This is a genomic window from uncultured Subdoligranulum sp. (genome assembly GCF_937890665.1).
Map to the genome: position 1 here is coordinate 1 of NZ_CALADU010000077.1, position 26,029 is coordinate 26,029.

Below are 26,029 nucleotides of genomic sequence, written 5' to 3' on the forward strand. Positions count from 1 at the left end.
AATCTTTTCCAGATATTCCCGGCTGAAATTCAGCACAATGCGGCTGGAGGGCGAATCCCCCAGCGATGCCGTCTTGTGAATTTGATTTTCGCCGATCAAAACCACACTTCCGGCATTGACAATATAAGCAGAATCCTCGATAAAATAGCGTCGGGTGCCGGCAATTTCATAATAAATTTCAAATTTGTGGTGGATATGAAAGCTGGGCATATCAAAGCCAGTATCCCGGTCCACCCGTTCAATAAAGAAATCGTTTTGCGGACAATAGGTATATTCAGAAACCATCGGTAACCCCTTTTATCGGATGGTTCTCCTCCCGCCATCCAATCTTTTTTGTCTTTACTATTAGAATAGCACATTTCTTGCTACTTTTCAAACTATTTTTTGCAAAATCCGTTTCTTTGTTACAACAAGCGCAAAAAAAGCACCGAGAGTTGCCTCCCGGTGCTTTGCCACAAGGTTTTTTCGTTATTTCATCAAGCCACAGACCAACTGAGCGTAAGCCACCGGATCCTCGATGGGCAAACCGGCAATCAGCAGCGCTTGGTCGTACAGCAGTTCGGCATATTTACCCACCTTGTCGGTATCGCCCGCCTCGTGGGCAGCCTTAAGCGCCGCAAACACGTCATGGTTCGGATTAAGCTCCAATACCTTGGTGCTCTCTACGCCTTCGCCATTGGGCATCTTGCGCAGCACCTTCTCCATCTCCATCGAGATGCCACCCTCACTGGACAAGGTAACCGGATGCTCCTGCAGCGTGGGATTAACTTTGACTTCTTTGACCTTACCGTTAAGCGCCGTCTTAATTTCCTCAAACAAATCTTTATTCTCGGTAGCGGTCTCCTCGGCAGCCTTCTTTTCTTCCTCAGTCTCCAAACCCAAGTCGCCGGAGTTAATATTCTTGAAGGTCTTTTCCTTGTAATCCCGCATCATCTGCAGGCAGAATTCATCCACGTCTTCGGTGCAGAGCAGCAGGTCATACCCCTTGCTCAACACCAACTGCGCGTTGGGCAGCTTGCCCAGACGATCGGTATCATCACCAGCCGCAAAGTAGATGCACTTCTGGTCTTCCGGCATCTTCTCGATGTACTCGTCGAGGGTGACCAGCTTTTGCTCTTTGGCAGAATAGAACAGCAGCAAATCTGCCAAAAGATCCTTATGCATGCCGTAATCACCGTAGATGCCAAATTTGATCTGACGGCCAAATGCCTTCCAGAAGGTTTCGTACTTCTCGCGGTCATTGACCAGCATGGCATGCAATTCGTTCTTGATCTTCTTTTCCAGACTGTTGCGCATCAGCTTGAGCTGGCTGTCCTTCTGCAGTGTCTCACGGCTAATGTTCAGGCTCAGGTCTTCGCTGTCAACAACACCCTTTACGAAGCTAAAGTAATCCGGCAGCAGGTCGGCACACTTCTCCATAATCATGACGCCGGAAGCATACAGTGCCAGCCCCTTCTCGTACTCCTTGGTGTAGTAGTCATAGGGGGTACGACTGGGGATAAACAACAACGCCGTATAGGTCGCCGTGCCTTCGGTCCGACTGGTGATGACCCGCAGCGGGTCGGAGTAATCCATGAACTTGTTCTTGTAGAACTCGTTATAGTCTTCCTCTTTCACTTCGCTCTTGGGACGTTTCCAGAGGGGCACCATGCTATTGAGGGTTTCCAGCTCCGTGTAGGTTTCGTACTCGGGCTTATAATCGTCCCCGGCGTCTTCAGGTTTCGGCTTCTGACGAGACTTCTCCCGATACATCGTAATGGGGAAATGAATATAGTCGCTGTACTTTTTGACCAGATTGGCCAGCGTGTAATCGTCCAGATATTCGCTGTAACGGTCCGTATCCGTGTCTTCTTTGAGCACCAGAATGATCTCTGTGCCCACATCCTCTTTGTCCGCTTCGGTCAGTGTGTAGCCTTCCACACCCTTGGACTCCCACATCCACGCGGTGTCCTCTCCTTGTGCGCGGGAAATTACAGTGACCTTGCTGGCCACCATAAATGCCGAATAGAAACCAACACCAAACTGACCGATGATATCGATGTTATCACTCTGATTCTCCGTCTTGAAATCCAACGAACCAGACTTCGCAATGGTGCCGAGATTCTTTTCCAGTTCCTCTTTGGTCATACCGATACCATTGTCACGGATGGTCAGCGTACGGTTCTCTTTGTCGGGCTGGATGTGAATCTTTAAATCGTCCTTCGTAATGCCGATAGAGGTATCGGTCAGGCTCTTGAAATACCGCTTATCACACGCATCCGATGCGTTGGAGATCAGCTCACGCAGAAAGATTTCACGATTGGTATAAATAGAATTGATCATCAGGTCGAGCAGCTTTTTACTTTCGGCCTTGAATTGACGCATTGCCATAGTAAAGGACCTCGCTTCATGAGAAATTAGCACTCTATAATTCCAACTGCTAACGGTAGTTTAGCACTCTTTTCATCAAAGTGCAAGTGTTTCTCTCCCATTTAACAAAAAATTTAAAAAGGTTTTGTAAATTCGCCTTTGCCTCTTTTCAAATTCTATAAATTGGGGTATTCTGTACATGGATAAAACCAAATCGCAAAAAGGAACGTGATCCAATCGTGTCTGTCTATGGGGACAAAGCCTATGAGGCTTTTTTCAAAGGATATAATTGCAGTCAATGCGTAGTGCTGGCTTTTGCCGACATGATCGGCCTAACCGAAGAACAAGCGCTCAAGATGGCTTCCGGGTTTGGCGGCGGTTTTGGGCGCATGCGGGAGGTCTGCGGCGCGTTCTCCGGCCTGACCATCGTGTTGGGAGCATTATATGGCAACACCGATCCCGCTCAAAAGACCCAAACCTACACCGAGGTACAAGCGTTGGCCGAACAATACAAGCAGCGAAATGGCGGCGACAGTATCGTTTGCCGAGAACTGCTGGGCCTTGCCAAAGCAGAAGGCACACCGGTAGCCAGTCCCCGCACTGCGGAGTACTACAAAAAACGCCCTTGTCCGGAATTGGTCCGCTTAGCTGCCGACCTAATGGCAGAGTATATTGAGCAGCATCCGTTGGCGGAAACCAAAGCCTAATACTCTCAGCTTTTGTTTGAAATGTTTCTGAAAGGAAGTGGCTGTCTATGCAATTTTACACCCACACCTTCCCCAGCGGCGCGAAGTTAACCGGATATCTGCGCGACGAAACCGTGGAAATGCCTGCCTACAACACACGCCCTGCCGTTTTGATCTTACCGGGCGGCGGTTATGAACGCTGCAGTGCCCGCGAATCCGATCCTGTGGCCGTACAGTTTTTGCAGGCCGGTTATCAGGTCTTTACACTTTTGTACACCGTTTCCCCAGCACCTTTACACTGGCAGCCACTGATCGATGCTGCAGGCGCCATTTTGCATCTGCGCCGCAACGCCGCCAAACTACGGGTGGATCCTTTTAAAATTGCCATTTGCGGTTTTTCCGCCGGGGGGCATCTAGCCGGAGCCACCGCCATCTTGTGGGACGCCGAGCCAGTTCGTCAAGCATTGGGTGTTTCCGGTGAGGAAGCCCGGCCCGATGCTGTCATTTTGGGTTACCCCGTAGTTTCTTCCGGAGACTTTGCACATCGTGGTTCCTTTGACCGTCTAGCCGGCGACGATAACGCGCTGCGCGCCGCCTTGAGTCTGGAAACCCATGTACAAGACGATCTTCCACCTTTCTTTATTTGGCATACTGTGGACGATGCTACTGTACCGGTACAAAACTCCTTGCTGCTAGCCCAGGCCTTGACCGCCCACCACGTCCCCTACGCACTGCACCTGTTCCCGCATGGCATCCATGGCTCCAGCATTTGCACCCGGGATGTAAACACTTATAACCCACACGCCAGCGCCTGGGTCGATCTATGCACCGACTGGCTGGCCGAAATATTTCGCTATTCTTTGCGCTAAAACTTAGGAGATGAATCGGGATATGAAAATCTTTTTTTATGCCCTGCGCCCTTTTGATGAGCTGCAATACTGTGAACCCAACCGGGAAAAATACGGCATTGACTACGCATGGACTTCGGAGGTTCCGAACCTCGACAACCTAAAATTGGTCGAGGGCTGTGATGCGGTCAGTACCAACCCTTGCGAAGTCCGTCCGGAATATCTGGAGGCTTTTGCCAAAATGGGCGTAAAATATCTGCCCTGCCGCAGCATTGGCTACGATCACCTTCCTCTAGATGCGGCTAAACGTCTGGGCTTGCGGGTCAGTCACAGCCATTATCCGCCGGAAGGGGTTGCCAACTACACCATCATGTTAATGCTGATGGCCACCCGCAAAATGAACCAGATCATGCTCCGCGCTGCTGCACAGGATTATTCCCTGTCCGGCAAGATGGGCCGCGACCTGTCCAATTGTACTGTCGGCGTGATCGGCACCGGTAAGATCGGCAGCACGGTAATCCGGCATCTATCCGGATTTGGATGCAAACTTCTGGCCTACGACTTGTATCCGTCCGAGTCTGTCCGTGCCTACGCCGAATATGTATCGCTGGAAGAGCTTTATGCACGCAGCGATATTATCACGCTGCATTTGAACGCAACACGAGAAAACTACCACCTGATTGACGCCAAAGCCATTGCCATGATGAAAGACGGTGCTTTGCTGGTCAATACAGCCCGCGGCACGCTGATCGATCCAGAGGCCCTGTTGCAGGGATTGGAGAGCGGCAAGCTCGGCGGCGCCGGTTTGGATGTGGTCGAGGATGAAAACGGCATCTGCTATTATAATCGCTGCGGGGAAGCCCTGCCCAATCGAGAACTGAATCTGCTGCGCAGTTATCCCAACGTGATTCTAAGTTCCCATACCGCCTTCTACACTGACGTCAATGTAGCCAGCATGGTCGAAAGTGTCTTTGAAGCCGTTGCCGATTTTGCTGCCGGACGCGAGAATCCCTGCGAGGTGCATCTGTGATTGTGGAACCTGGACGGAGTGCTGAAGCATGGTCTTTAGGTCCCGCGTTGGCACTTACTGATTCCTTTGGATTCGTCTGCAAAGGATGCGGAGATTGCTGCCGTCAGCGAAAAGATCTGGTACTTTCCGGCTACGACCTCTACCGCATCGCCCGACGGCTCCGGTTGTCACCTCGCATTGTTGCCCACGCTTTCTGCAAACGCTATCTGGCGCCCGAGAGCTGTCTGCCCGCCTTACGGCTCACACCGGATCCAATCTCTGGGAACTGTCGTTTTTTCGAGGGCAATGCCTGTGTGATTCATGAGGCCCGCCCTTTGGCCTGTGCCCTGTATCCTTTGGGACAAAGCATCGACCCGGTAACAGCGCAGATGGAATATCGTGCGCAACTGCCGTTGTGCGGCATTTGTCGTGAGAACCGCACGCTGCAACAGTATTTAGAAGATGCCGCCGTTTTGGAGCGAGCGGGGATCGATGCCCGCTGGGCTGTGGTCTGCACCCAGCTTTCTGAGCAGCTTCGTGCTGCAGGCGGCGCCTCCAACCCTCATTTCGCCATGGCTATCAAGCGAATGGAGCGAGCTCTTTATCTTGACTATGACCTGAGCGACGAGTTTTATCCGCAGTTCCAACATAATCTTGCAGAGTTGCAGGCACTGCTGCCTCGCATTCTCTCCGCCGCAACGGAAGGATGATTCCCCAATGACAAACCGAATGGTTCGCCGCAGAATCGGAATCTTTTTACTCGCCGTCGCCCTGCTTATCTGCGACTTTTTTCTGCTGGGCGGGGAAATCGGTGTTTCAAAGTCCCACCTACCGGAAGATTTGCGCGCCTCCCAGAATATCCCCAATGACTGGTTGGTGACCGGCAGTGTTTCCGATACCGCAGCCATCTATCTATTTTATCCCCCTGACAAAAGCTGTTACGGCTATACCCTCTATGTAAATCGCCCCGGCTTATCCTTCGGATATATCTTCCGGGGCAGCACTACCGTTGCAGGTGTACATGGTACACAGGCCGAACTCCCCACAGTAGTTCAGGCGCTTGCCCTCGACGGCAGCGAGCAGTGTGCCTACTTCTCTTTAAACTTTGCTCAAGTGCAAAGCGCAGAGATCGATAACGGCCAAACTGTAAAGACCTATCTTTTGGACAGCAGTTTTCCCTTCACCATTCTTCTGCCCCAGAATAACGGCGAGGTCACCTTTTACGATAAGAATGGTGCCCCCGTGGAAATCCAACCGGCCCAGCTTTAAAACACAGAACCAAAAGCAGCCCGACAAGATACGTCGGGCTGCTTTTTATACTATGGGCAACTGCATCGTCACCTTACTGCCGTGAGGTTCGTTCTGGCCAAACAAAGTATTCCCACCATGGGCTTGAATAATCTGCTCCACCACATGCAAACCCAAAATATGGGGCGTGTTTTCCTGCGTCACACCGGTTTGCAGCGCTTCCAGCACCGCCGGTGGATAGCCGGCCCCATCATCGGTGATGATCACGCATAGACATTGATTCTTCACGGCCGCTTGGACTTCGCAATGAACCGGCAATGCGTTATGACGCACACTGTTTCCTAAAACATTCTCAAAAGCTCGCGCCAACAGCGCATCGTCCGCCTGCAGCTCCGTTTCCTCTACCTCTGGTGTCACGGTCAGCGCCACCTCGCAGGCTTGTGCCAACGGTCCATTGCAAAAGTCTGCCACCAACCGACGCAGCAAAGCACCGGCATGCACCTTGCGGCAGCGCAGTGGCTGAGCTCCATATTGTAATTTGCTGGTCAGGTTTAGGTCCTCGATCAGCGCAGTAATTTTTTCACTTTGCGCTTGAATGCCAGCCGCTTTACGGCGAGCAGATTCCGACAGCGTTTCGTCTTGCCGAAGTTGCTCCGACCACCCTAAAATCAGAGAAAGCGGTGTACGAATATCGTGACTAACCCCTGCGATCCAGTTGGTGCGGGCGGTGTCCCGCCGCTGGATGATCTCGTTGCGGCTGCGTAGTTGGGCGCTGGTTTGGTTGAGCTTTTCCGCCACCGCACCAGCAAAGCCATGGGTTGGCAGCTCCACCGTCCGTCCCTCTGCCAAAGCGTCCAGTCCATTGCTCACCGTTTGTAGGGACCGGGTACCACGCCAGCTAAAGATCAGGCAAAAGATAAGAATCAAAATCGGAATTCCGAGGATGGCCATACTCCCGCCATACAAAACTCCCTCTAACAAATCAGGATAGGTCCAGACATTGTACTTCCATGTACTGCCTTTGGGCATACCCAGTACCAGCAAACCGTACTCTCTCACCTGACAGAAAACCGGATAGTCGTCCAGATACCAGCGAGAAAAAACTGCCACTTCCGACGCTGTATACGGATGGTTGAGTGCTGCCGGCAGTTCATATTCCCAAACCACCTCCCCCGCATCATTCAGCACCATTCCCCATGCGTATCCATCCATCCAACGAGCGCTCTGCTGTTCATCGAAATAAAACTGCCCTGACTCGTCCTGCTGCAAATGATCGGCAATCTCGGTATAACTGTAACCAAATTGTTCCTGCCAGCGCAGTCCAAAATGCAAGCTGACCCAAACAAAAGCCGCTGTTACCAAAACCACCACCAACAGGGTAATCCCCGCCGCCAACAGAATATACCGGCGAATCAACCGCCCAAACGTTTTCATCGGCGCATCTCCCCCATCAGTTTATACCCAATGCCGCGTACCGTAACAAGCCACTGCGGTTTGCTGGCATTCTCCTCAATTTTTTCCCGCAAATGCCGAATATGCACGTTCAGACTGTTTTCGCAGCCGTAGTAATCTTGTCCCCATACCGCTTCGTATAGAGTATCGTAGGTAAGAATATGCCCACGGTTTTCCGCCAGTTTTTGCAGCAACGCGCGCTCGGTAGCTGTCAGCGTCACCACAGAACCATCCGGATGGTGCACCAGTGCATCCGCCAATTCTACGGTACAAGCCCCCAGTTGCAGGTGTCCCGACTCACCGCGTGCCAGTTCTGTACGGTAAGCGCGCTGCAGGATGTGCTGTACACGCAGTAGGAGCTCCTGCATCAAAAAGGGCTTGGTCAAATAGTCATCGGCACCCAGCCCCAACCCAAACAAGCGATCCGCATCTGCGTCCCGGGCGGAAAGAAACAATGCCGGTACGTCCGCCTGTGCCCACAACTGCTGAAACAGTGCAAACCCGTCACCGTCTGGCAGGTTAATGTCCAGAATCATCAGCTCCGGTTGGTCCGCAGAAAAAGCTTTGCGGGCCGCCGCACAATTTTCCGCAGTTACAATGGTGCGGTATCCCGCCGCCTGCAGATGTTCACACAACAGGTTCAACAGTTCGGGGGTATCGTCCACCAGTAACAGTTTGGCATCGTAGATCGTTTGCATACTTTCCCCTCCATTCCATTATAGCGCATCCTTTTCTTTAGAGCCATGCTGAAAGCTTAATCTTAAGGTAAATTTAAGCCCTCGTTTCAGTTCGATTAAGCTCCATCGCGTAGGATAGAATTGTTTCCAAGAAGTTTATGCAAAGGAGCGAATACCATGCAAACTGTGATTGAAACCCAATCGTTAAGCAAAATCTATGGCAGCCGTCCGGCAGTAGACCGAGTTTCCCTTCACGTCCCTCAGGGCTGCGTCTATGGCTTTATCGGTCCCAATGGCGCCGGTAAAAGTACCACCATGAAAATGTTACTAGGCCTGATTCACCCCAGCGCCGGGCAGGTTTTTCTGCTCGGCCAAGAGCTAACGGCACAAAATCGCTTGTCGCTTTTACGGCAAACCGGCAGTCTTATCGAGTCACCGTCCGGGTATCTGCACCTCACCGCACAAGAAAATCTAACCATTGTCGCCGACCTGAAAGGTGTATCCCGCAAAGATATATCCCGGGTATTGGAAATTGTCCATCTGACAAAGGACCGCAACCGAAAAGTGGGCCAGTTTTCGTTGGGAATGAAGCAGCGTCTTGGCATTGCGATGGCGTTATTGGGCAATCCCGAACTACTGATTTTGGATGAGCCCACCAATGGTCTGGATCCTGCAGGGATTCAGGAGATGCGGGCGTTACTCGCAGACATGCCTGCTGCCACCGGCACCACCGTTTTTCTGTCCAGCCACCTTTTAGGGGAAATGGAGCAGATGGTGGAACAGGTAGGCATTATCCAGCAGGGTAAATTGTTGTTTGAAGGTTCCCTGCAAGACTTACAGCAGCACAGTCGCGGAGCAGTGAGCCTGCGCTTGTTGTATCCCCAAAAAGCAATTCCCTTACTGCACGCCAACGGCATCCCTGTTCAGCAAAAGGAGAACGTCCTGACGCTGCCTCCCTTACAAGAAGAGTCGCTTGCCGCCTTGGTCCGGGCAGTAGCCGACAGCGGCGCCGGTGTTGTGGAACTGAATCGACACACAAAATCTCTGGAGGAGATTTTCTTAAGCCTGACCGATTCCAAGGAGGTGAGCTGAAATGCTGCAAGGCCTGCATGCCGAAATACAAAAAGCCAAACGCCACCACGATTTACTGATCTGCCTTTTGATTCCTCTGGCCGCTTTGCTTTGGTCAGCCTACTCCGCCCCCGACGGCGGTGACGACTTACGCGTCGGATACCATGCCCTGTTATATACCTTCCCGGTGATGAACACCGTTTTGATGCCAGTGGGCATGGCGATGTTAGCCAGCCGCCTTTGGGATGTAGAGGTAAAAGGCAACACCCCCAAATTGTTGTACACACTGCAAAGCCGCCGCAGTTTGTTTGCTGCCAAAGTGCTGCTGGGCATGGCGGAACTCTCTGTGATCGTTTCGGTTGAAGTGTTCGGCATATGGATTCTTGGTCAAGTTCTGGGGTATTTGGATACTCCGCCGCTCGTTCAGTTCGCTTACAGCTTTCTTTGTACCTACACGGTAGATCTCATGCTCTTTTTCTCGGAACTTTTATTAACCATTTTGTTGCAAAATCCATTGCCTGCCCTTTGCACCGGAATTGCCGGTTCTCTAATCGGTTTGTTTTCGGCCTTTATGCCGCCTGTCGTCGGCTATTTTGTTCCCTGGGGGTATTTTATCCCACTAACCACCTACGTCCTCATCGATTGGGATCCTGATACCCGAGCCGTCCTCTACGGCATCCGAGAATTTCGTCCCTTACTTTTGCTTTGGTGTGCTGTTCTGGCCCTTTTATTTTTTTGCATCACCTGGCGGGCAATTCGAGAAAAGGAGGTATAAATCGTGTTGTTACGTTGTCTGCGTGCAGAAAATCGGAAACTGCACGCCTCCCCGATTTGGATCTTATTCTTTCTGCTGCCGGTTATTTCAGCAGCTTACGGAACCGTCAATTATCTCGGGAATCTTGGCATCCTCAGCGCGAGTTGGTACGCGCTTTGGACCCAGCACACCCTCTTTTACTCCCTATTCTTTTTTCCCACTCTGGTAGCAATCTATGCCTCTTACCTTTGGCGGTTGGAACATCTGGGACATAACTGGAATCTGATCATGGCTGCCCCCGTCCCTCCTTTTGCCCTGTTTTTGGCAAAGTTTTTTGTAGTAGTCAACTTGGTGCTGCTGACCCAGTGTTGGATTTTTCTGCTGTATTGTTTGTGCGGCAAAGTATTTGCCACCCTACCCGGATGGCCTCCCATTACACTGTTTGTCTTTTTGCTCCGCGGTGCGCTGGGCGGGTTGAGTGTTATTGCCCTTCAACTGCTTTTGTCTATGCTGATTCGCAGTTTTGCAGTGCCGATCTTTATTGCCTTGTTTGGCGGTATCATCGGCATGCTGGCAGCCAGCCAAGATGTCGGTCTGTTTTGGCCCTACGCCTTAATGCAATACGGCATGAACTCCAACAAAAGCGAGGACATGCTTTCTGGGAACCTTTTCCCCTTCTTTGCGGCTTACCTGCTTTGGTTGACAGTACTCTTTTGCACCGCCAACCTACTGTTGACGCGCCGTGATGTAAAAAGCTGACTTTCCCCCGATTGCCAAACCGGTCTGGCGGCAGTATACTATTGGTATACTACGTCACCGAGGAGGATTGCGCCATGACCGCTAACGCCGCCGATTTTGCAGGTTCTGTCTGTGGAAGCCGCTACGAAAAAGAGATGGAAACTCATTTTCGCGATTGCCTTTTGTTTTATCTGGACGGGCGGATTCGCTTTGAACGGTACTGCTACGGCGAAGCAGCCTGCCTTGTATTCAGCGTTTGGGGAAGCGGATTCGACGCCGATGGCAAAATCCGTTGGGACAAAGAACCCGATTTTGAAAGTCAGCAAAGCGCTTTACCCCGAGTCCTGACCGATGTACAGGAAAGTGGAACTGCTTTACAGTTTGACGGGATGCGCAAGCGCTATGTCAAAACAGAGGAATTCACGCAGGACAAGGCCAACGGTTATGGACCGTGGAAGCTCTTTTGGATAAAACATCGCCGATAAACAATCAGCCCGCCGCTGCAATATGTTGCAGCGGCGGGCTGGTTTATGTCCTTTTTAGTTTAAGAGAATCTCTCTACGCCTTCCGACGTAACGCGGGCATAGATCAAAGGCGGCAATTTCGGCTTTTCTTCCCGGATTACCAATCCGCCACGGTACATATCCTCCGCTGCGGCGAAAAGTGCAGGGTCGTCTGCATAGAATGTGCAGATGCTCTCCCCGGCTTGCACAGCATCCCCCAGTTTTTTGTGCATGACGATACCGGCAGCAAAATCGATACTGTCCTCTTTTTTGATACGGCCGGCCCCCAACAAAACGCTGGCATTGCCAATCTTCTCCACATCGTTTTTATAGATATACCCGGCGCAAGGGGCTGTAACTTCGTAGCTGTACTTTGCTTTGCGGAAACATGTCGGGTCTTGCAGCACCGACACATCCCCGCCCTGCGCTGCAAACATCTGGCAGCACTTAGCAAAAGCCGAGCCATCCTCAATCACACGTTCTGCCATGGCACGGCAGGTCGCAGCATCTCCTTTTCCGGCCAACTGCAGCATATTGGTGGCTAGCTGCAAACAGACTTCCGTCAAATCCGCAGGACCCTTGCCCTGCAAGACCGCCATGCTTTCGGCCACTTCCAGCGAATTACCAATGTTATGACCAAGCGGTTTATCCATATCGGTGATAAGAGCTGCTACCTTCCGGCCATGTGCCGTACCGATAGCTACCATCTGGCGGGCCAGTTCAATAGCACTGTCCAGATCTTTCATAAACGCGCCATCACCCATGGTCACATCCAGCAAAATAGCATCAGAACCCGCTGCCAATTTTTTGCTCATGATCGAGGAAGCAATCAGCGGAATGCACCCTACGGTAGCTGTTACATCCCGCAAAGCGTACATCTTCTTATCCGCCACCGCAATCTGTCCGCTCTGGCCAATGACCGAAATCCCGATCTCGTTGACTTGCTTAAAAAACTCTTCCTGCGTCAGGCTGGTACGTGTTCCGGGCACTGCTTCCATCTTATCGATGGTACCGCCCGTATGACCCAAGCCACGGCCACTCATCTTGGCAATCTTTACGCCACAGGCCGCCACAATCGGCGCAATAACCAGCGTAGTTTTGTCGCCCACGCCACCGGTGGAGTGTTTATCCGCTTTGACGCCTTCGATGGCAGACAAGTCCACCATATCGCCGGAACGCGCCATCACGTCGGTGAGGATGGCCGTTTCTTCATCAGTCATCCCCCGTAAATAGATGGCCATAAGCAGTGCCGACATTTGATAATCTGGCACATCACCCGACACATACCCATTGACGGCAAAAGTCAATTCTTCACGGTCCAGTGTTCCACCATCCCGCTTCTTGGCAATAATATCGTACATTCGCATACTGTGGTAGCCTCCTTTCAGGCGAGGTTTCGGTGTATTGTGCCGAAACAGAGAAATGCCGCCCGGAGACGGCATTTCGGATAATAGGATTGCGGATCGCGTTTATCGGCTGCCCTTATCGTAGGGGATGCCTTCAGCCTTGGGCGCCTGCGAGTTTTTGGACGTGAAGATCAACACGATCATCGTCACGATATACGGCAACATCTGGTAGAAGTTAGATACTTCCTTAACGCCTTCAAACTTCGGCAGGAAGGACAACGACGAGCTGTACGCCGCAATGACCTTGAACAGCGCGAAGAAGAAAGAAGAGGCCAGAATCGGGAAAGGTTTCCAGTTGCCGAAAATCATAACCGCCAGCGCAAGGAAGCCGTAGCCGCCCACGTCAGAGTTGAAGCCGGAGCCAGCCGCCACCGTATAGGCAAGACCGCCGATGCCGCCCAGAAAACCGGAAATCAGCACGCCAGCATACCGCATTTTGTAAACGTTGATGCCCACAGAATCCGCCGCCTGCGGGTGCTCGCCACAAGCACGAAGCCGCAAACCGAAACGGGTTTTGTACATCAACACATAGGCCGCGATAAACAGAACCACCGCAACCGGTGTAGTAAGATAGAAATATTTGAAGATCAGATTGTTCCAGAAGCTAGGACCGTCCACCGGTGCCAAGCCAAAGGTTTCCCGGGTAATACGCACCCAGCTGGGGATCTGGATCGTAGTCAGGCCCTGACCCTGAATGGCCCAAGTCATAACGACGGCGAAAGCCGGCGCGAACTGGTTCAGTGCCGTGCCGCCAATGGTCTGATCGGCCTTCAGGTTAATAGCAGCGAAACCAAGGAACAGCGAGAAGATCATACCGGTACCGCCGGCCACCAAAATGGCAATCAGCATGGACAACTGCGGGTTGGCCTCGCCGAAGCCGCTCTGGTCCAACGCCTGCAGCGTAAAGCAGGCAAAAAGCGCACCAATGATCATCATGCCTTCCAGCGCAATATTAATCACGCCGGAATGTTCGCTGAACATGCCGCCCAACGCTACCAGAAGCAGCGGAACCGCAAACAAAATGGTCAAGCTGATGATATTCGCAGCAATCATCATTTGGCAGCGCCCCCTTTCTCTTTACGACCGGACACCGCTTTGGCGATCACACCGCGCATCAGCAGCGCAAAGGCCGCCAGATAAATGATTACCGCAATCACGATGTCGATGGTTTCGGACGAGTAGGCGGGCTGCATAGCTGCGCCGCCCACCTGAATATAACTGATGAACAGCGCCGAGAAAATCGTGCCGATAGGATTGGAGCTAGCCAGCAACGCCACCGGAATGCCGTTGAAACCCATGGACAGAATGGCTTTTTCCAATACATACTGGCCCGTACCAGCCAGATAGTAGATGCCACCACCGATGCCGGACAACGCACCGGAAATCACCATAGACAGAACAATGTTCCGTTTGGCATTGATACCGGCATATTGTGCAGCATCTCGGCTAAGGCCGCAAGCCTTGAGTTCATACCCAAAAGTCGTCTTTTGCAGTACAACCCAAACAATAATTGCAAACAGAATCGTGATCCAAATGCTGATATTAATCCAGCTGGAGTTGCCAAACAAGACCGCCAGATGACCTTTGGGAAGAATCGCATCCGGGTTTGCTGCCGACAGTGCGGCCGTACGGTCCGAGTTGGAAGCACCCCAACCGGACGCCAGCATATTCGGGGAGTTTGCCAAAATCAGGTTAACAAGGTACATACCGATCCAGTTGAACATAATGGCGGTAATGACCTCATTGACATTGAAGTATGCTTTGAACAAACCGGGGAAAACACCCCAGATGGCACCGCCTACCGCCGCTGCAACCAGACAGATAAACCAAGGCATCTGGAACTGAATGGCAAACAGCAACGCGAAGAAAGCACCCATCGTATACTGTCCGGAAGCACCGATGTTAAACAGGCCGGTTTTAAAAGCAAAGCCCACCGACAAACCGCACATCATAAGCGGCGCTGCCTGATACAATACTTTGCCGAACTTGTCCATGCTGCCAAAGCCGGTGGTCATCATGGCCTTCATACCTTCCAGCGACGCACCGGGGTTCAAAACGACCAGCAGCAAAAAGCCCAGCACCAATCCAATCACAATGGAGAGAAGGCTTGCCAAAACACCTACGACCGCAGGGTTCTGCAAAAACGTCCGTTTTTGTTTGTTTTTCATGCTTTCGCCTCCCCCTGTTTTTTCGCGCCAGCCATATAGAGGCCCAGCTCTTCAACCGTTGTTTTGTGCGGGTCAAACTCGCCGACGATTTCGCCTTCATACAGCACCAGAATCCGGTCAGACAAGTTCATGACCTCGTCCAATTCCAAGCTGACGAGCAAGACTGCCTTGCCTTTGTCCCGCTCTGCCACAATTTGTTTATGGATATATTCAATAGCGCCCACGTCCAAACCACGGGTCGGCTGAACTGCCACCAACAGATCCGGATCCTTGTCTACCTCGCGAGCAATGATTGCTTTTTGCTGGTTGCCGCCCGACATGCTGCGGGCAATCGTCATGCTGCCCTGTCCACTGCGAACGTCATATTGTTCGATCAATCGATCGGAATAAGCAAAGACTTCGTTCTTTTTAATGAAGCCATGATTTTGGAACTGCGGCTGCCAGTAGCGCTGCAACACCATGTTGTCTGCCAAGGTGTAATCCAGCACCAATCCATGTTTGTGACGGTCCTCGGGAATATGGCTCATACCATCCTTGGAACGGGCACGAATGGTAGCATTGGTAATGTCTTTGCCATTTAAGCGAATTGTACCGGAAGTCACCTTTTCCAGGCCGGTCAAGCCGTAGATCAGTTCACTCTGACCATTGCCTTCGATGCCGGCCACGCAGACAATCTCGCCAGCGCGTACCTGAAAGGATACGCCTTTTACGGCGTTATTCTTATGCACTTTGCTGGGCACCACCAAGTTGTCCACTTCCAAGATGGTTCGGCCCGGTTCACAGGGGGATTTTTCTACCGCAAATTCCACATCGCGGCCAACCATCATACGGGAAAGTTCTTCTTTGGTGGTCTTGGCAATTTCAACCGTACCGATGCCTTTGCCTTTCTGCAAAACCGTGCAGCGATCGGCTACCGCCATAATCTCATTGAGCTTATGGGTAATGAAAAGGATGCTCTTTCCTTCTTCTTTAAACCCACGCATAATCGCCATAAGCTCATCAATTTCCTGCGGCGTCAAAACAGCCGTGGGTTCATCAAAAATCAGGATGTCATTGTCACGATAGAGCATCTTCAAGATCTCTACGCGCTGCTGCATGCCTACCGAAATGTCACTGACCAGTGCATCCGGATCCACCCGCAGGCCGTACTTTTCACTCAACGCCATGACCTTTTTACGCGCAGCGTCTTTCCGCAAAAAGCCATGCCGGGTATCTTCCACACCCAGAATGATGTTATCAAGTACCGTAAAGCATTCCACCAGTTTGAAGTGCTGGTGAACCATGCCGATTCCCAACGCGTTGGCATCATTGGGATTGTTGATCTTGACTTCTTTCCCGTCCTTTTTGATCGTACCTTTTTCCGGCTGATACAGCCCAAACAGCACGCTCATCAACGTGGACTTGCCGGCACCGTTCTCGCCCAGAAGAGCGTGAATCTCCCCTTTGCGAAGTTGCAAGGTAACATCGTCATTGGCCTTGATGCCGGGAAATTCCTTGGTGATGTGCAGCATTTCAATCACATATTGATCTGCCAAACCGTTGCACGCCCCTTTCCAAAAACATAGTTTCTTACTTTGTATTATATAGAAAAATTCACAAATACACAAGAGAATTTGAACAAAAAGTGCAAATTTCTGCTCGGTTTGCATACAGCAAAAATACCCCGTGCCTTGGGGCACGGGGTATTTTGATAAACAGGTTTTATTAGCCCTGATAATCCACGTTCACGTTGGTGACAGCCGGCGTAACCGCAGTATCGAAGCTATCGTCCACGACCAGCGTGCCGTCAACGATCTGCTGATACAGGGTGTCATACTGCTCCTGCGTAAAGTTGGTGAACTTGCTGGTTTCCATCGGCAGGCCGACGCAATCCTCAGCAGCGCCCAAAACGGTCTGCTTACCAGCGTATGCCTCGCTGAACTTCCAGTCATTGTTCATGGCATCGGTCAGAGCCACGTTGACGGAGTTGGCCAGCGCCTTCATAGCAGAGGTAATGACGGTGTCGAACTGACCGGACTGGTCAACGTCCACGCCGATCATCTTGCCGCCGTTGGCCTGCGCCGCAGCATCACAGCTCTGGCAGACAGGGCCGCCACAAGCAAAGACAACCTCGGTACCCTCAGAGTACCAGCCGTCCATCTTGTTCTTGACCTCGTCGGTCGCAGCAAAGCCACCGGAGTACCAGTACTTGATGTTGACGTCGGTCACGCCCAGCTCCTTGGCAGCAGCGTCAGCGCCCTGTACAAAGCCGTAGCCGTAACGGATAACAGCGGGAACCGCCATACCACCCAAGAAGCCCAGCTCCTTGTAGCCGTCATACACAGCGGCGTAGCCAGCCAGATAACCGGCCTGCTCTTCTTTGTAGGTGATCAGAGCGGTGTTGGCAGCGGGTTCAACGCTGCCGTCAGCGCTCAGGTCCGTGGTAGCAACGTCCAGAGCCAAGAACTGAACATCGGGATACTTAGCCTGTGCTTCCGCAACAGAGGTGCCGAACAGGTAACCGGCAACAACGATAGCCTTCGCGCCGTCGTTGACAGCATTATCCATCTGCTCCAAACGAGCCGCATCGGAGTCCTCCGTGGGACGATAGTAGTTCGCGTTCAGGTTGTTGGCGGTGCAGAAATCCTGCACACCCTGCCAAGTATACTGGTTGAAAGACTGGTCATCAATGTTGCCAACGTCCGTTACAAACGCAACGTCCGTCTTGGCGCCGCTGCTGGTCTCCGCCGTAGCTTCGGTGCTGGTGGATTCAGCCGTAGCCGCAGAAGATGCGTCAGAACCGCCGCAGGCAGCCAGAGAGAGCGCCATGCAACCGGCCATAACCAATGCAAGGAACTTTTTCATGGTTTTGATCTCCTTATTTCTAAACTTTGGACGGAGCGTATCCCCGTCACACTGGTTTCAGTATAGCGGATTTTTCCATCTTTTGCAATGGAAAAACCTTTTCAATTCCATTACAAATATTTAACAAAATGTCAAAAGTCAGTTTTGGATTTCCAGTGTAACGGAAGGTGTATCGGGCAGCGTGTCCAAATCAGAGTAAGTTTCCACCTTCAATTCACTGTTGCGCAACTGTTCATATAGCTGCTCGTAATCACGCTGGGTAAAGCGCTCCATCCGCCACGTAGAACCCGCCAACGCTACGCTTCCGTCCGTATATCCCAGCTTCTCTGTCTGTCCGGCATCCTGTTGTCCCCAAGTTGCATTGCCTGAGAAAAACTTATACAGCTGCCGTTGTACGGTTGCATTGTAGCATTTGACAGCACTGCTTATAATCCGTTCACTGAGTGCGTTCTGATCCCAGTCGGTGCCAAATGCTTTCGCATCCGTCTGGCTGATCGCTTCGACGGCACTTTGCATTAGCTGCCCGCCATTGACCATGATCAATTCCGTACCGCCATTATACCATTCCAACATGCGGTTGGTAATGACACTGGCATCTCCGATGTCTCCGGTAAACCAGACGCGCAGGTTGACCTGTTCGCCCTGCTGTTCGGCTGCCGCTTCTGCACCCTGCAGGAAACCTGTGCAATACCGCACAACATCGGGCAATTCATCTACACCCATAAAGCCCAACTGGGTATACCCTTCCGACACCGAGGCATACCCAGCCAAATACCCGGCTTGTTCTTCTTGGAACAACACGCAGTGCACCGAAGTTTCGGTAGTATAAGCGGTATAATCCTCGTTATGCGGCTCATCATCAAACAGCAAATATTGTACACCGGGATAGTTGGTCTGCATGGGGAACAAGGCGCGTGCCATCTCTTCTCCTCGGCAAACCACCAAAGCCGCCCCACTCTGGGCCGCTTGTTGCAGCGCTTCCTCGGCGGTGGTGGCAACTTCCCCTTCACCGTACACGTAGGACTGTGCCGTATATCCGAAAGTGGAAGCAAAGGTCTGGATACCTTTCCACAACAACGCTTCCGGTCCGGATTCCAAGCCGCTGCTCTCTGCGGCCAACGCAATGACCGCGCCGCCGGGCAAGGGGGTTGCGTCCTCCGGCGCTTGGTACACATAGGATGCATCATCCAACGGCACCGTAAAATCAGTAGACGCCTGACCTTGTTCTTCCGAAGTGCAGGCTGCCAAACTGACCAACAGCAGCAGCAAAAGCAACAGTGCAATAAACTTTTTCATGAACAACGGGAACTCCTTACATTGGGGATTGAGTTTCTTCAGCCTCCAGATTGGCCGGGCCAAAACCGTAGGGCAACAATTCGCCCAGTGTGGTCACAATATAGTCCTCCTCGGTTTTGGCCATGATCACGGTCAGTTCGGGGCCGCCAAACTCATACAGCGCCTGTCGGCACACGCCGCAAGGTCCCGTCACCAAGGTGTTGACCGTGCCCTGCATGCTGCCTACGATGGCAATGGCAGAAAACTGCCGTTCTCCTTCGCTAACAGCCTTGAAAAGCGCGGTACGCTCGGCACAGTTGGTGGGCGTATAGCCTGCATTTTCAATATTGCAGCCGGTATAGACTGTACCGCTTTTTGCCAGAAGTGCCGCCCCCACCTGAAAATGTGAATAAGGCGTATAAGCAAAACGGCGCGCAGAAAATGCCGCCCGAATCAACGACTGGATCTGTTCTTTTTCCATGGTTTATTTCTCCAGATAAGCCTCGGCTCCCAGTGCCACTTTCATCATGGCTGTAAAGCTGGTCTGGCGCTGTTCCGCCGTGGTGATTTCCGGCGAAACAAAACTGTCCGAAATGGTTAACAGGCAGGCAGCCCGTTTTCCCAGCACTTTGGCGTTGTGGAACAGCGCAAAACTTTCCATCTCCACAGCAAGGCAGCCCTTCTCGTCTCGCAGACGTTCCCAGTAAGTGGGCTTTTCGTCGTTCGGTTCACGGTAGAACACGTCCGAAGAATGGATGTTGCCTTCAATCAGCGGGATGTTCTGGGCTGCCGCGCTGGCTTTCAGCGCCGCATTCAGCTCTTCGCTGGGTTTCTGAATTTCATCGGTATCCCCACTTTGGGTTGCCGCATAGTTGCTCTCGGAATAGGCACCGTCCGCCAGCACCACATCGAACAGCTTGGCTTTTTCGGTATAAGAGCCCGCCGAACCGATACGGATGATGTTCTCTACTCCGTACTGGCTATACAGCTCGTAGGAATAGATACCAATGGACGGCATGCCCATGCCACTGCCCATCACGCTGATGGGGCGGCCCTGATATGTACCGGTGTAGCCCAGCATACCACGCACATCCGTGACAAGGCGTGGATTTTCTAAAAACGTTTCCGCAATAAATTTTGCACGAAGCGGATCTCCGGGCATCAATACAGTCTTGGCGAAATCGCCTTTTTCGGCGCGGTTATGAGGGGTAGACATAGTCATGCACTCCTTTATCTTTGAGATTGTTCCTTATAGTATACCACATTTTCCCCATTTGTGGTAAAATGAAACGGAAAAATTTGTGAAAGCGAGAAAAGCTATGCAGTTACCAAACCATTGCCGTCTGTGTCCTCGCGCTTGCGGTGCCGACCGTGCCGCGGGAAAGCCCGGCTTTTGCGGTGCCGACGACCGGCTTATGGTAGCCCGTGCAGCACTGCACCATTGGGAAGAACCCTGCTTGAGCGGTGACCCACAGGATGTACGCGGCAGCGGCACGGTATTTTTTAGCGGCTGCCCTCTTCGTTGCTGTTATTGCCAGAATTTTCCCATCAGTCAGGAAGGTGTGGGGAAAGCCATCTCTGCAGAGCGGCTGGCCGAGATTTTTCTGCGCTTACAGCACGATGGTGCTCGCAACCTGAATCTTGTTACCGCCACCCAGTATTTGCCGTGGGTGATCTGCGCCTTAGACTTCGCCAAACAGCACGGCTTGACCTTACCGGTGGTCTACAATACCGGCGGTTACGAAACAGTGGAAACTGTACGTGCTTTAGCCCCTTATGTAGATGTTTGGCTTACCGATTTTAAATACGCTTCCCCCGATTTGGCTGCGCGGTTTTCCGCAGCGCCGGACTACCCGATGGTTGCAGAACAAGCCCTGCGACAGATGCTGACGCAAACCGGAGTACCGCTTTATGACAGGGAAGGGTTCCTATACCGAGGCGTAATTGTCCGTCATCTCGCACTGCCCGGCTGTGTAGCCGACAGCAAACAGGTGCTCCAAATACTGGCGCGGCTGCAACTGGAAATCGGCATTTCCTTCGTCCCCAGCCTGATGAGCCAGTTTACGCCTTTTTATAAAGCTGCCGAACATGGGTTAGGAAGGCGGATCACTACCTACGAATACCGACAGGTGATTGAAGAAGCGATTCGGTTGGGGCTAACCCATGGGTACATGCAGGAAAAGAGCAGCGCCCGAGAAGAATATACACCACCCTTTGATTTGGAGGGGGTCTAATGCTGTTAAGTCTGCTGTATCTATTGCTTTTTCTTGCGGCAGGGTTCCTTTTGGCACGCCGTGCCATGCCGGATGCCGGTATTTCTTTGCTAGTCCCACTAGGTTGTGGTTATGGGATTTCGCTGTTGGCCGTTTTGCCTGCTATTTTTGCGCTCTTTTTAGGCTTTACTGAAATCGCCGCCGTTTTGGCCGTTGTCTGCGTTTTGGCACTGCTGTGGTGGCTGCTGTATCACGACAACCATCTTACAAGTCGGTTCCACGACCCCGATCATGGCGTCATGTGGCTTTGTTTGCTTCCTTTGTTGTTGGTGACAATCTACTTACTGCACACCCATATTCTTCATGAAGTGAACGGAGCACTGCATACCGGCCAAAGCTGTTACGGCGACCTCCCCATGCATTTGGGCTTTATTGAATACATCGCCCAGAGCGGAGAGTTTCCGCCCACCTATCCCCTACTCGGCGGAGAACACCGCTTCGGCTACCCTTTTCTATGTGAAACAGTTTCTAGTGTATTTCGGGTTTTAGGGGCCGATCTGCGAACCGCCTATCTGCTTCCCGTTCTGCCGGCTGTACTTTCCGTGTTCGGAATGTTCTGGCAGTTAGCCCGCCGGGTACTGCAAACCGCCGGCAAGGCCTGCCTCGCCTTTTATCTGTTCTTTTTGGGCAGTGGTTTTGGATTCGTTTATTTTCTAGGCAGTCCTTCTGACTTTTTGAGCATCTTCACCGGCTTTTATACCACGCCTACCAACTATACCGTCCAAAATATTGTATGGGTCAACCCCATTGTAGACCTAATGATTCCCCAGCGAGCCACCCTTTTTGGATGGAGTATTCTACTGCCGGCCCTTTACTTGTTGTGGCGTTTCTGCTACGAGGAACAGCGCCGTTTGGCGCTATGGATGGCACTGCTTGTCTTGCCTCTGCCATTGCTGCACACGCACAGTGCGCTCGCCTTGGTGCTGCTTTGTTTGGTGGGCGGTATATACACTCTATTGCATCATCCCCGCACCCGTACCGTTTTGCTGCCATGGGGCCTTTTGGCACTGGTATGCGGCCTCGTTTGGCTGGCACAAATGCTGCCTACGGTTCTGGCGCAAAGCGTAGACGGCCAAAACATGCTGCGTCTGCATTTTAACTGGATCAACGGGCAGGATGATGGAACCCTGAAAGATAACTATTTCTGGTTTTACATCAAAAATATCGGTCTTGTCTATCTGCTCCTGATTCCGGCTTGGTTCCACGCCTCCTCGAAACAGCGCTGGCTGTACGGCGGTGGACTTCTAATTTGGGCACTGGCGGAAATTGTAGTTTTTCAGCCCAATACCTACGACAACAACAAGCTTCTCTATGTGTGGCATATGTTAGGTTGCTTGTTGGTAGCCCAACTGTTGGCAGATGTTGCCGCACGCCTGCCGCATCTGTCTTTGCGAATCGTATTTTTGAGTTTCGCCTGCTTTGTAAGCATGTTCGGCAGCGTTTTGACGGTAGGGCGTGAATTGGTGAGTGATTACCAACATTGGAGCGCCGACGAAGTTGCCTTAGCCCAATACATTTCGGATCATGCCGAGCCAGACGCCCTATTCCTGACCAGTGACCGTCATACCATGCCGGTTTTTGCCTTAGCCGGTCGCCGTATCCTTTGCGGTTCGGGCAGCTATGTATATTACCACGGTATGGACTATGCCGAAGAAGCCGCCGCCATGCGTCTTTTATACGAAGCTCCCGACGAATCCATCTTAACCCAATGGGGCATCGACTATGTTTTGTTCGACGCTTCTGTGAGCGCCGAATTTTCGGCCAGAGAAGATTGGTACGCCGCACGATATCCGGTATGGTACCAAAACGAAAGTTGCCGTATCTATCAGATCACTCCATAGCACCATCCCCCGCCCCCGCCGCATACTATGCAGCAAAGGGAGGGGGCTTTTTTATGGCTGTATTTCAAAACGGCATTGACGTTTCCCGCTATCAGGGCAACGTAAACTGGTCCAAAGTAGCTGCTGCCGGCAAGGATTTTGCCATTGTGCGAATCGGCTCCAGCAACAGTGGCGGACTGTATGTAGACCCATACTTTTTGCAGAATGTCAACGGTGCCCATGCGGCCGGACTGCGGGTAGGTGCCTATTATTATACCTATGCACGCACCCAGAACGCGGTAGCCAACGAGCTGACCACCTTTATGAACGCCATGCAAGGCTTGCAGTTGGAATACCCCGTGTTTGTGGATGTGGAGGATTCCAGTTTGACCAGCCTAGGACGGTCACAGCTGACCAGTCTGGTACGGTACGCCATGGACATTCTCTATCAACGCAAATGGTATGCTGGCTGGTATAGCTACACCAACTATATCAACAACTATCTCAATGCCGCCGAATTGAGCGAGTATCCGCTGTGGGTAGCCGACTACCGCTCCAGCTTGGGCTATACCGGGCCCTATACCATGTGGCAGTATTCCGGCAGCGGCAGCGTAAATGGGATTCCCGGCGCCTGTGATTTAAACCGCAGCTACCAAGACTTTTTACCCGCCATTCAGGCTGGCGGATTCAACAACTACGGTCCCACTGGGCCGTTAATGCAAAATGTCACCGGGTATACTTTGGTAGTCTTTAACGCACGAACCGAATACTTTTATACCCCCAACTTCAATGATGTAGTGGGCTATCTACCATTGGGACGGTATACGGTGACCCAACGCAGTACCCAAAAATACAACGGTTACGATTGGGTGATTTTCAACTACAACGGTGGTTCCTATTGGACGGCCGTGTTGGGGGATCGAAACCGTTTAGAAAAAACCGGCTGACCCAATTTTACTACCAAATAGCTCTTGTGCAACAACTATATGTTGTGCTATAATGGAACACACAAATTTGACAAAGCCTTCCAATTTATGGTTTAATAGTTTTATATGCGCAAAATACAGTTATGGGTTATGTTACCGCAGGGGGATCCAACGCATGGCAAAAAAGAAGCAGGAATACGGCAATGACAGTATCCGACAGCTAAAAGGTGCCGTCCGTGTGCGCAAGCGCCCGGCCGTCATCTTTGGTTCCGACGGAGTCGAAGGCTGCGCCCATTCCATTTTTGAAATCATCTCCAACTCCATCGACGAAGCTCGGGACGGCTACGGCAATCGTATCAATGTAACGCTCTTTCCTGATCACGTCATTGAGGTAGAGGACTTTGGCCGCGGTATTCCGGTAGATTACAACAAAGCCGAGAACAACTGGAACTGGTATCTGGTATTCTGTGAGTTGTACGCCGGCGGCAAATACGCCGAGGGCGGCGGCAACTATGATTTTAGTTTGGGTTTGAACGGCTTAGGCCTTTGCGCCACCCAATACGCCAGCGAATGGATGACAGCGGACATCTACCGGGACGGCTATCACTATCATCTGGATTTCCAGAAGGGTGAGAATGTCGGTGGATTGCAAAAAGAAGAATACAAAGGCCGTCGCACCGGCTCCGTTATCCGCTGGAAACCGGATACGGAAGTGTTTACCGACATTGCGGTTCCCGCAGAAACTTTGCAGGACATGATGCGCCGTCAAGCCGTTGTCAATGATGGTATCACACTGGTCTTCACCGATAAGTCCGGAAGCGAGACCCAGAAATACGAGTATCTTTATGAGCACGGCATTACCGACTACACCAACGAGTTGGTGGGTGACAAAGGGTTAACTCCTGTCCATTTTTGTTCCGGCGCCGCCACCGGTCAGGACCGTCCCGACCAGCCGGAGTATCAGGTAAAAATGAATGTAGCGTTTGCTTTTTCCAACACTGTGCAGACGCTGGAATACTACCACAACTCCAGTTGGCTGGAGCATGGCGGCAGCCCGGACCGCGCCGTACGCAGCGCTTTTGTCAGCCAGATCAACGCTTGGCTCAAGAGCAAGGGGCTCTATAAGAAAAACGAGAGCGCTATCACCTTCTCCGACGTGCAGGACTGTTTGGTACTGGTTTCTTCCAGTTTTTCCACCCGTACCAGCTACGAAAACCAGACCAAAAAGGCGATCACCAACAAGTTTGTGGCACAAGCCATGACGGAGTTCCTCAAGCATCAGTTGGAGGTCTACTTCATCGAACACCCTGACGAGGCCGAAAAAGCCTGCAAACAGGTGCTGATCAATAAGCAGAGCCGGGAACACGCCGAGAAGGCACGTGTCACCATCAAAAAGACGATGACCCAGCAGATGGATCTGGCCAACCGGGTACAAAAGTTTGTGGACTGCCGTACCAAGGACGCCTCCCGCCGGGAACTGTACATCGTGGAGGGCGACTCGGCTATGGGCGCCGTCAAACAGAGCCGCGATTCGGAATTTCAGGCCATCATGCCCATCCGCGGCAAGATCCTGAACTGCCTGAAAGCAGACTATGCACGTATTTTCAAATCGGACATCATCACCGATTTGATCCGGGTTATGGGCTGCGGCGTAGAACTGGGTGGCAGCCACAACAAAGATCTGGCCAGTTTCAATTTGGACAATCTCCGCTTCAACAAAGTGGTCATCTGTACCGACGCCGACGTGGACGGCTACCAGATCCGCACACTGGTGCTGACGATGCTGTACCGCCTGACCCCCACGCTGATCAACCAGGGGTATGTGTATATCGCGGAAAGCCCGCTGTACGAGATCAACACCAAAAACAAGACCTACTTTGCCTATACCGAGCCGGAAAAAGCCGATATTCTGCGGCGCATCGAAGGGGAGAAATATACCATCCAGCGCTCCAAAGGTTTGGGTGAAAACGATCCCGAAATGA

At 52.0% G+C, this 26,029-nt stretch carries 25 protein-coding genes; 13 read left to right on the forward strand and 12 right to left on the reverse strand.

All coding sequences use genetic code 11. The features are described 5' to 3' along the window. On the reverse strand, positions 1 to 285 hold a 285-nt coding region (locus Q0526_RS04245), incomplete at its 3' end, for an AraC family ligand binding domain-containing protein (RefSeq protein ID WP_298731187.1). A gap of 183 nt (positions 286 to 468) precedes the next feature. Further along, positions 469 to 2,370 (reverse strand): molecular chaperone HtpG, encoded by a 1,902-nt coding sequence (gene htpG, locus Q0526_RS04250; protein WP_298731189.1) that lies wholly within the window; start codon positions 2,368 to 2,370, stop codon positions 469 to 471. A 218-nt stretch (positions 2,371 to 2,588) separates the two neighbouring features. Here htpG and Q0526_RS04255 point away from each other — a divergent pair, with 218 nt between their 5' ends. Genes Q0526_RS04255 through Q0526_RS04275 form a run of 5 tightly spaced genes read left to right on the forward strand, consistent with a single transcriptional unit; the run spans position 2,589 to position 6,161 of the window. After that, positions 2,589 to 3,056 (forward strand): C-GCAxxG-C-C family protein, encoded by a 468-nt coding sequence (locus Q0526_RS04255; RefSeq protein WP_298731191.1) that lies wholly within the window; start codon positions 2,589 to 2,591, stop codon positions 3,054 to 3,056. Positions 3,057 to 3,103: 47 nt separating this feature from the next. Then, complete coding sequence (locus Q0526_RS04260) at positions 3,104 to 3,904, forward strand: alpha/beta hydrolase (RefSeq protein WP_298731192.1); 801 nt, start codon at positions 3,104 to 3,106, stop codon at positions 3,902 to 3,904. Between the two features lie 22 nt (positions 3,905 to 3,926). Next, complete coding sequence (locus Q0526_RS04265) at positions 3,927 to 4,913, forward strand: D-isomer specific 2-hydroxyacid dehydrogenase family protein (protein WP_298731194.1); 987 nt, start codon at positions 3,927 to 3,929, stop codon at positions 4,911 to 4,913. Beyond that, positions 4,910 to 5,602, forward strand: coding sequence for a YkgJ family cysteine cluster protein (locus Q0526_RS04270; protein WP_298731196.1), 693 nt, complete (start codon positions 4,910 to 4,912; stop codon positions 5,600 to 5,602). Before Q0526_RS04265 ends, Q0526_RS04270 begins: the two co-directional genes overlap by 4 nt. Positions 5,603 to 5,609: 7 nt before the next feature. Then, a complete protein-coding gene (locus Q0526_RS04275) occupies positions 5,610 to 6,161 on the forward strand; it encodes a hypothetical protein (RefSeq protein ID WP_298731198.1) in 552 nt (183 codons plus the stop codon). A gap of 45 nt (positions 6,162 to 6,206) precedes the next feature. Here Q0526_RS04275 and Q0526_RS04280 read toward each other — a convergent pair whose 3' ends face one another. Both Q0526_RS04280 and Q0526_RS04285 read right to left on the reverse strand, forming a co-directional pair. Continuing rightward, a complete protein-coding gene (locus Q0526_RS04280) occupies positions 6,207 to 7,574 on the reverse strand; it encodes a HAMP domain-containing sensor histidine kinase (RefSeq protein WP_298731200.1) in 1,368 nt (455 codons plus the stop codon). Further along, positions 7,571 to 8,290, reverse strand: coding sequence for a response regulator transcription factor (locus Q0526_RS04285; RefSeq protein WP_298731202.1), 720 nt, complete (start codon positions 8,288 to 8,290; stop codon positions 7,571 to 7,573). The genes Q0526_RS04280 and Q0526_RS04285 overlap by 4 nt, the downstream gene beginning before the upstream one ends. Positions 8,291 to 8,446: 156 nt before the next feature. Between Q0526_RS04285 and Q0526_RS04290 the strand changes: the two genes are divergently transcribed. The 4 genes from Q0526_RS04290 to Q0526_RS04305 all read left to right on the forward strand — a co-directional run bounded on the left by Q0526_RS04290 (position 8,447) and on the right by Q0526_RS04305 (position 11,317). Next, positions 8,447 to 9,361 carry an ABC transporter ATP-binding protein gene (locus Q0526_RS04290; protein WP_298731204.1) on the forward strand — a complete coding sequence of 305 codons (915 nt, stop codon included), beginning with the start codon at positions 8,447 to 8,449 and terminating at the stop codon, positions 9,359 to 9,361. 1 nt (position 9,362) lies between these two features. Further along, the gene (locus Q0526_RS04295; RefSeq protein WP_298731206.1) at positions 9,363 to 10,115 is read left to right on the forward strand and encodes an ABC transporter permease; all 753 of its coding nucleotides are present in this window, start codon (positions 9,363 to 9,365) and stop codon (positions 10,113 to 10,115) included. A 3-nt stretch (positions 10,116 to 10,118) separates the two neighbouring features. Then, on the forward strand, positions 10,119 to 10,853 hold the full coding sequence (locus Q0526_RS04300) for an ABC transporter permease (protein ID WP_298731208.1): 735 nt from the start codon (positions 10,119 to 10,121) through the stop codon (positions 10,851 to 10,853). A gap of 74 nt (positions 10,854 to 10,927) precedes the next feature. Further along, complete coding sequence (locus Q0526_RS04305) at positions 10,928 to 11,317, forward strand: hypothetical protein (RefSeq protein ID WP_298731210.1); 390 nt, start codon at positions 10,928 to 10,930, stop codon at positions 11,315 to 11,317. A gap of 59 nt (positions 11,318 to 11,376) precedes the next feature. Here Q0526_RS04305 and Q0526_RS04310 read toward each other — a convergent pair whose 3' ends face one another. The 8 genes from Q0526_RS04310 to deoD form a co-directional block, all read right to left on the reverse strand. Next, positions 11,377 to 12,702, reverse strand: a complete 1,326-nt coding sequence (locus Q0526_RS04310; RefSeq protein ID WP_298731212.1) for a pyrimidine-nucleoside phosphorylase — start codon at positions 12,700 to 12,702, stop codon at positions 11,377 to 11,379. A gap of 102 nt (positions 12,703 to 12,804) precedes the next feature. Further along, a complete protein-coding gene (locus Q0526_RS04315) occupies positions 12,805 to 13,797 on the reverse strand; it encodes an ABC transporter permease (RefSeq protein WP_298731213.1) in 993 nt (330 codons plus the stop codon). Further along, positions 13,794 to 14,909: an ABC transporter permease gene (locus Q0526_RS04320; protein ID WP_298731214.1), complete on the reverse strand. Its 1,116-nt coding sequence runs from the start codon at positions 14,907 to 14,909 to the stop codon at positions 13,794 to 13,796. Before Q0526_RS04320 ends, Q0526_RS04315 begins: the two co-directional genes overlap by 4 nt. Next, positions 14,906 to 16,420, reverse strand: coding sequence for an ABC transporter ATP-binding protein (locus Q0526_RS04325; RefSeq protein ID WP_298731232.1), 1,515 nt, complete (start codon positions 16,418 to 16,420; stop codon positions 14,906 to 14,908). The genes Q0526_RS04320 and Q0526_RS04325 overlap by 4 nt, the downstream gene beginning before the upstream one ends. A gap of 193 nt (positions 16,421 to 16,613) precedes the next feature. Beyond that, positions 16,614 to 17,753, reverse strand: coding sequence for a BMP family ABC transporter substrate-binding protein (locus tag Q0526_RS04330; protein ID WP_298731216.1), 1,140 nt, complete (start codon positions 17,751 to 17,753; stop codon positions 16,614 to 16,616). A 138-nt stretch (positions 17,754 to 17,891) separates the two neighbouring features. After that, positions 17,892 to 19,049 (reverse strand): BMP family ABC transporter substrate-binding protein, encoded by a 1,158-nt coding sequence (locus Q0526_RS04335; protein ID WP_298731218.1) that lies wholly within the window; start codon positions 19,047 to 19,049, stop codon positions 17,892 to 17,894. Positions 19,050 to 19,065: 16 nt separating this feature from the next. Further along, on the reverse strand, positions 19,066 to 19,509 hold the full coding sequence (locus tag Q0526_RS04340; RefSeq protein ID WP_298731220.1) for a cytidine deaminase: 444 nt from the start codon (positions 19,507 to 19,509) through the stop codon (positions 19,066 to 19,068). A gap of 3 nt (positions 19,510 to 19,512) precedes the next feature. Further along, positions 19,513 to 20,244, reverse strand: a complete 732-nt coding sequence (gene deoD, locus Q0526_RS04345; RefSeq protein ID WP_298731222.1) for a purine-nucleoside phosphorylase — start codon at positions 20,242 to 20,244, stop codon at positions 19,513 to 19,515. Positions 20,245 to 20,347: 103 nt separating this feature from the next. Here deoD and Q0526_RS04350 point away from each other — a divergent pair, with 103 nt between their 5' ends. The 4 genes from Q0526_RS04350 to Q0526_RS04365 form a co-directional block, all read left to right on the forward strand. Beyond that, positions 20,348 to 21,262 (forward strand): radical SAM protein, encoded by a 915-nt coding sequence (locus Q0526_RS04350; protein WP_298731224.1) that lies wholly within the window; start codon positions 20,348 to 20,350, stop codon positions 21,260 to 21,262. After that, complete coding sequence (locus tag Q0526_RS04355; RefSeq protein ID WP_298731226.1) at positions 21,262 to 23,142, forward strand: hypothetical protein; 1,881 nt, start codon at positions 21,262 to 21,264, stop codon at positions 23,140 to 23,142. Before Q0526_RS04350 ends, Q0526_RS04355 begins: the two co-directional genes overlap by 1 nt. A 53-nt stretch (positions 23,143 to 23,195) precedes the next feature. After that, complete coding sequence (locus Q0526_RS04360) at positions 23,196 to 24,068, forward strand: glycoside hydrolase family 25 protein (protein WP_298731228.1); 873 nt, start codon at positions 23,196 to 23,198, stop codon at positions 24,066 to 24,068. A 154-nt stretch (positions 24,069 to 24,222) separates the two neighbouring features. Further along, on the forward strand, positions 24,223 to 26,029 hold a 1,807-nt coding region (locus tag Q0526_RS04365; protein WP_298731230.1), incomplete at its 3' end, for a toprim domain-containing protein.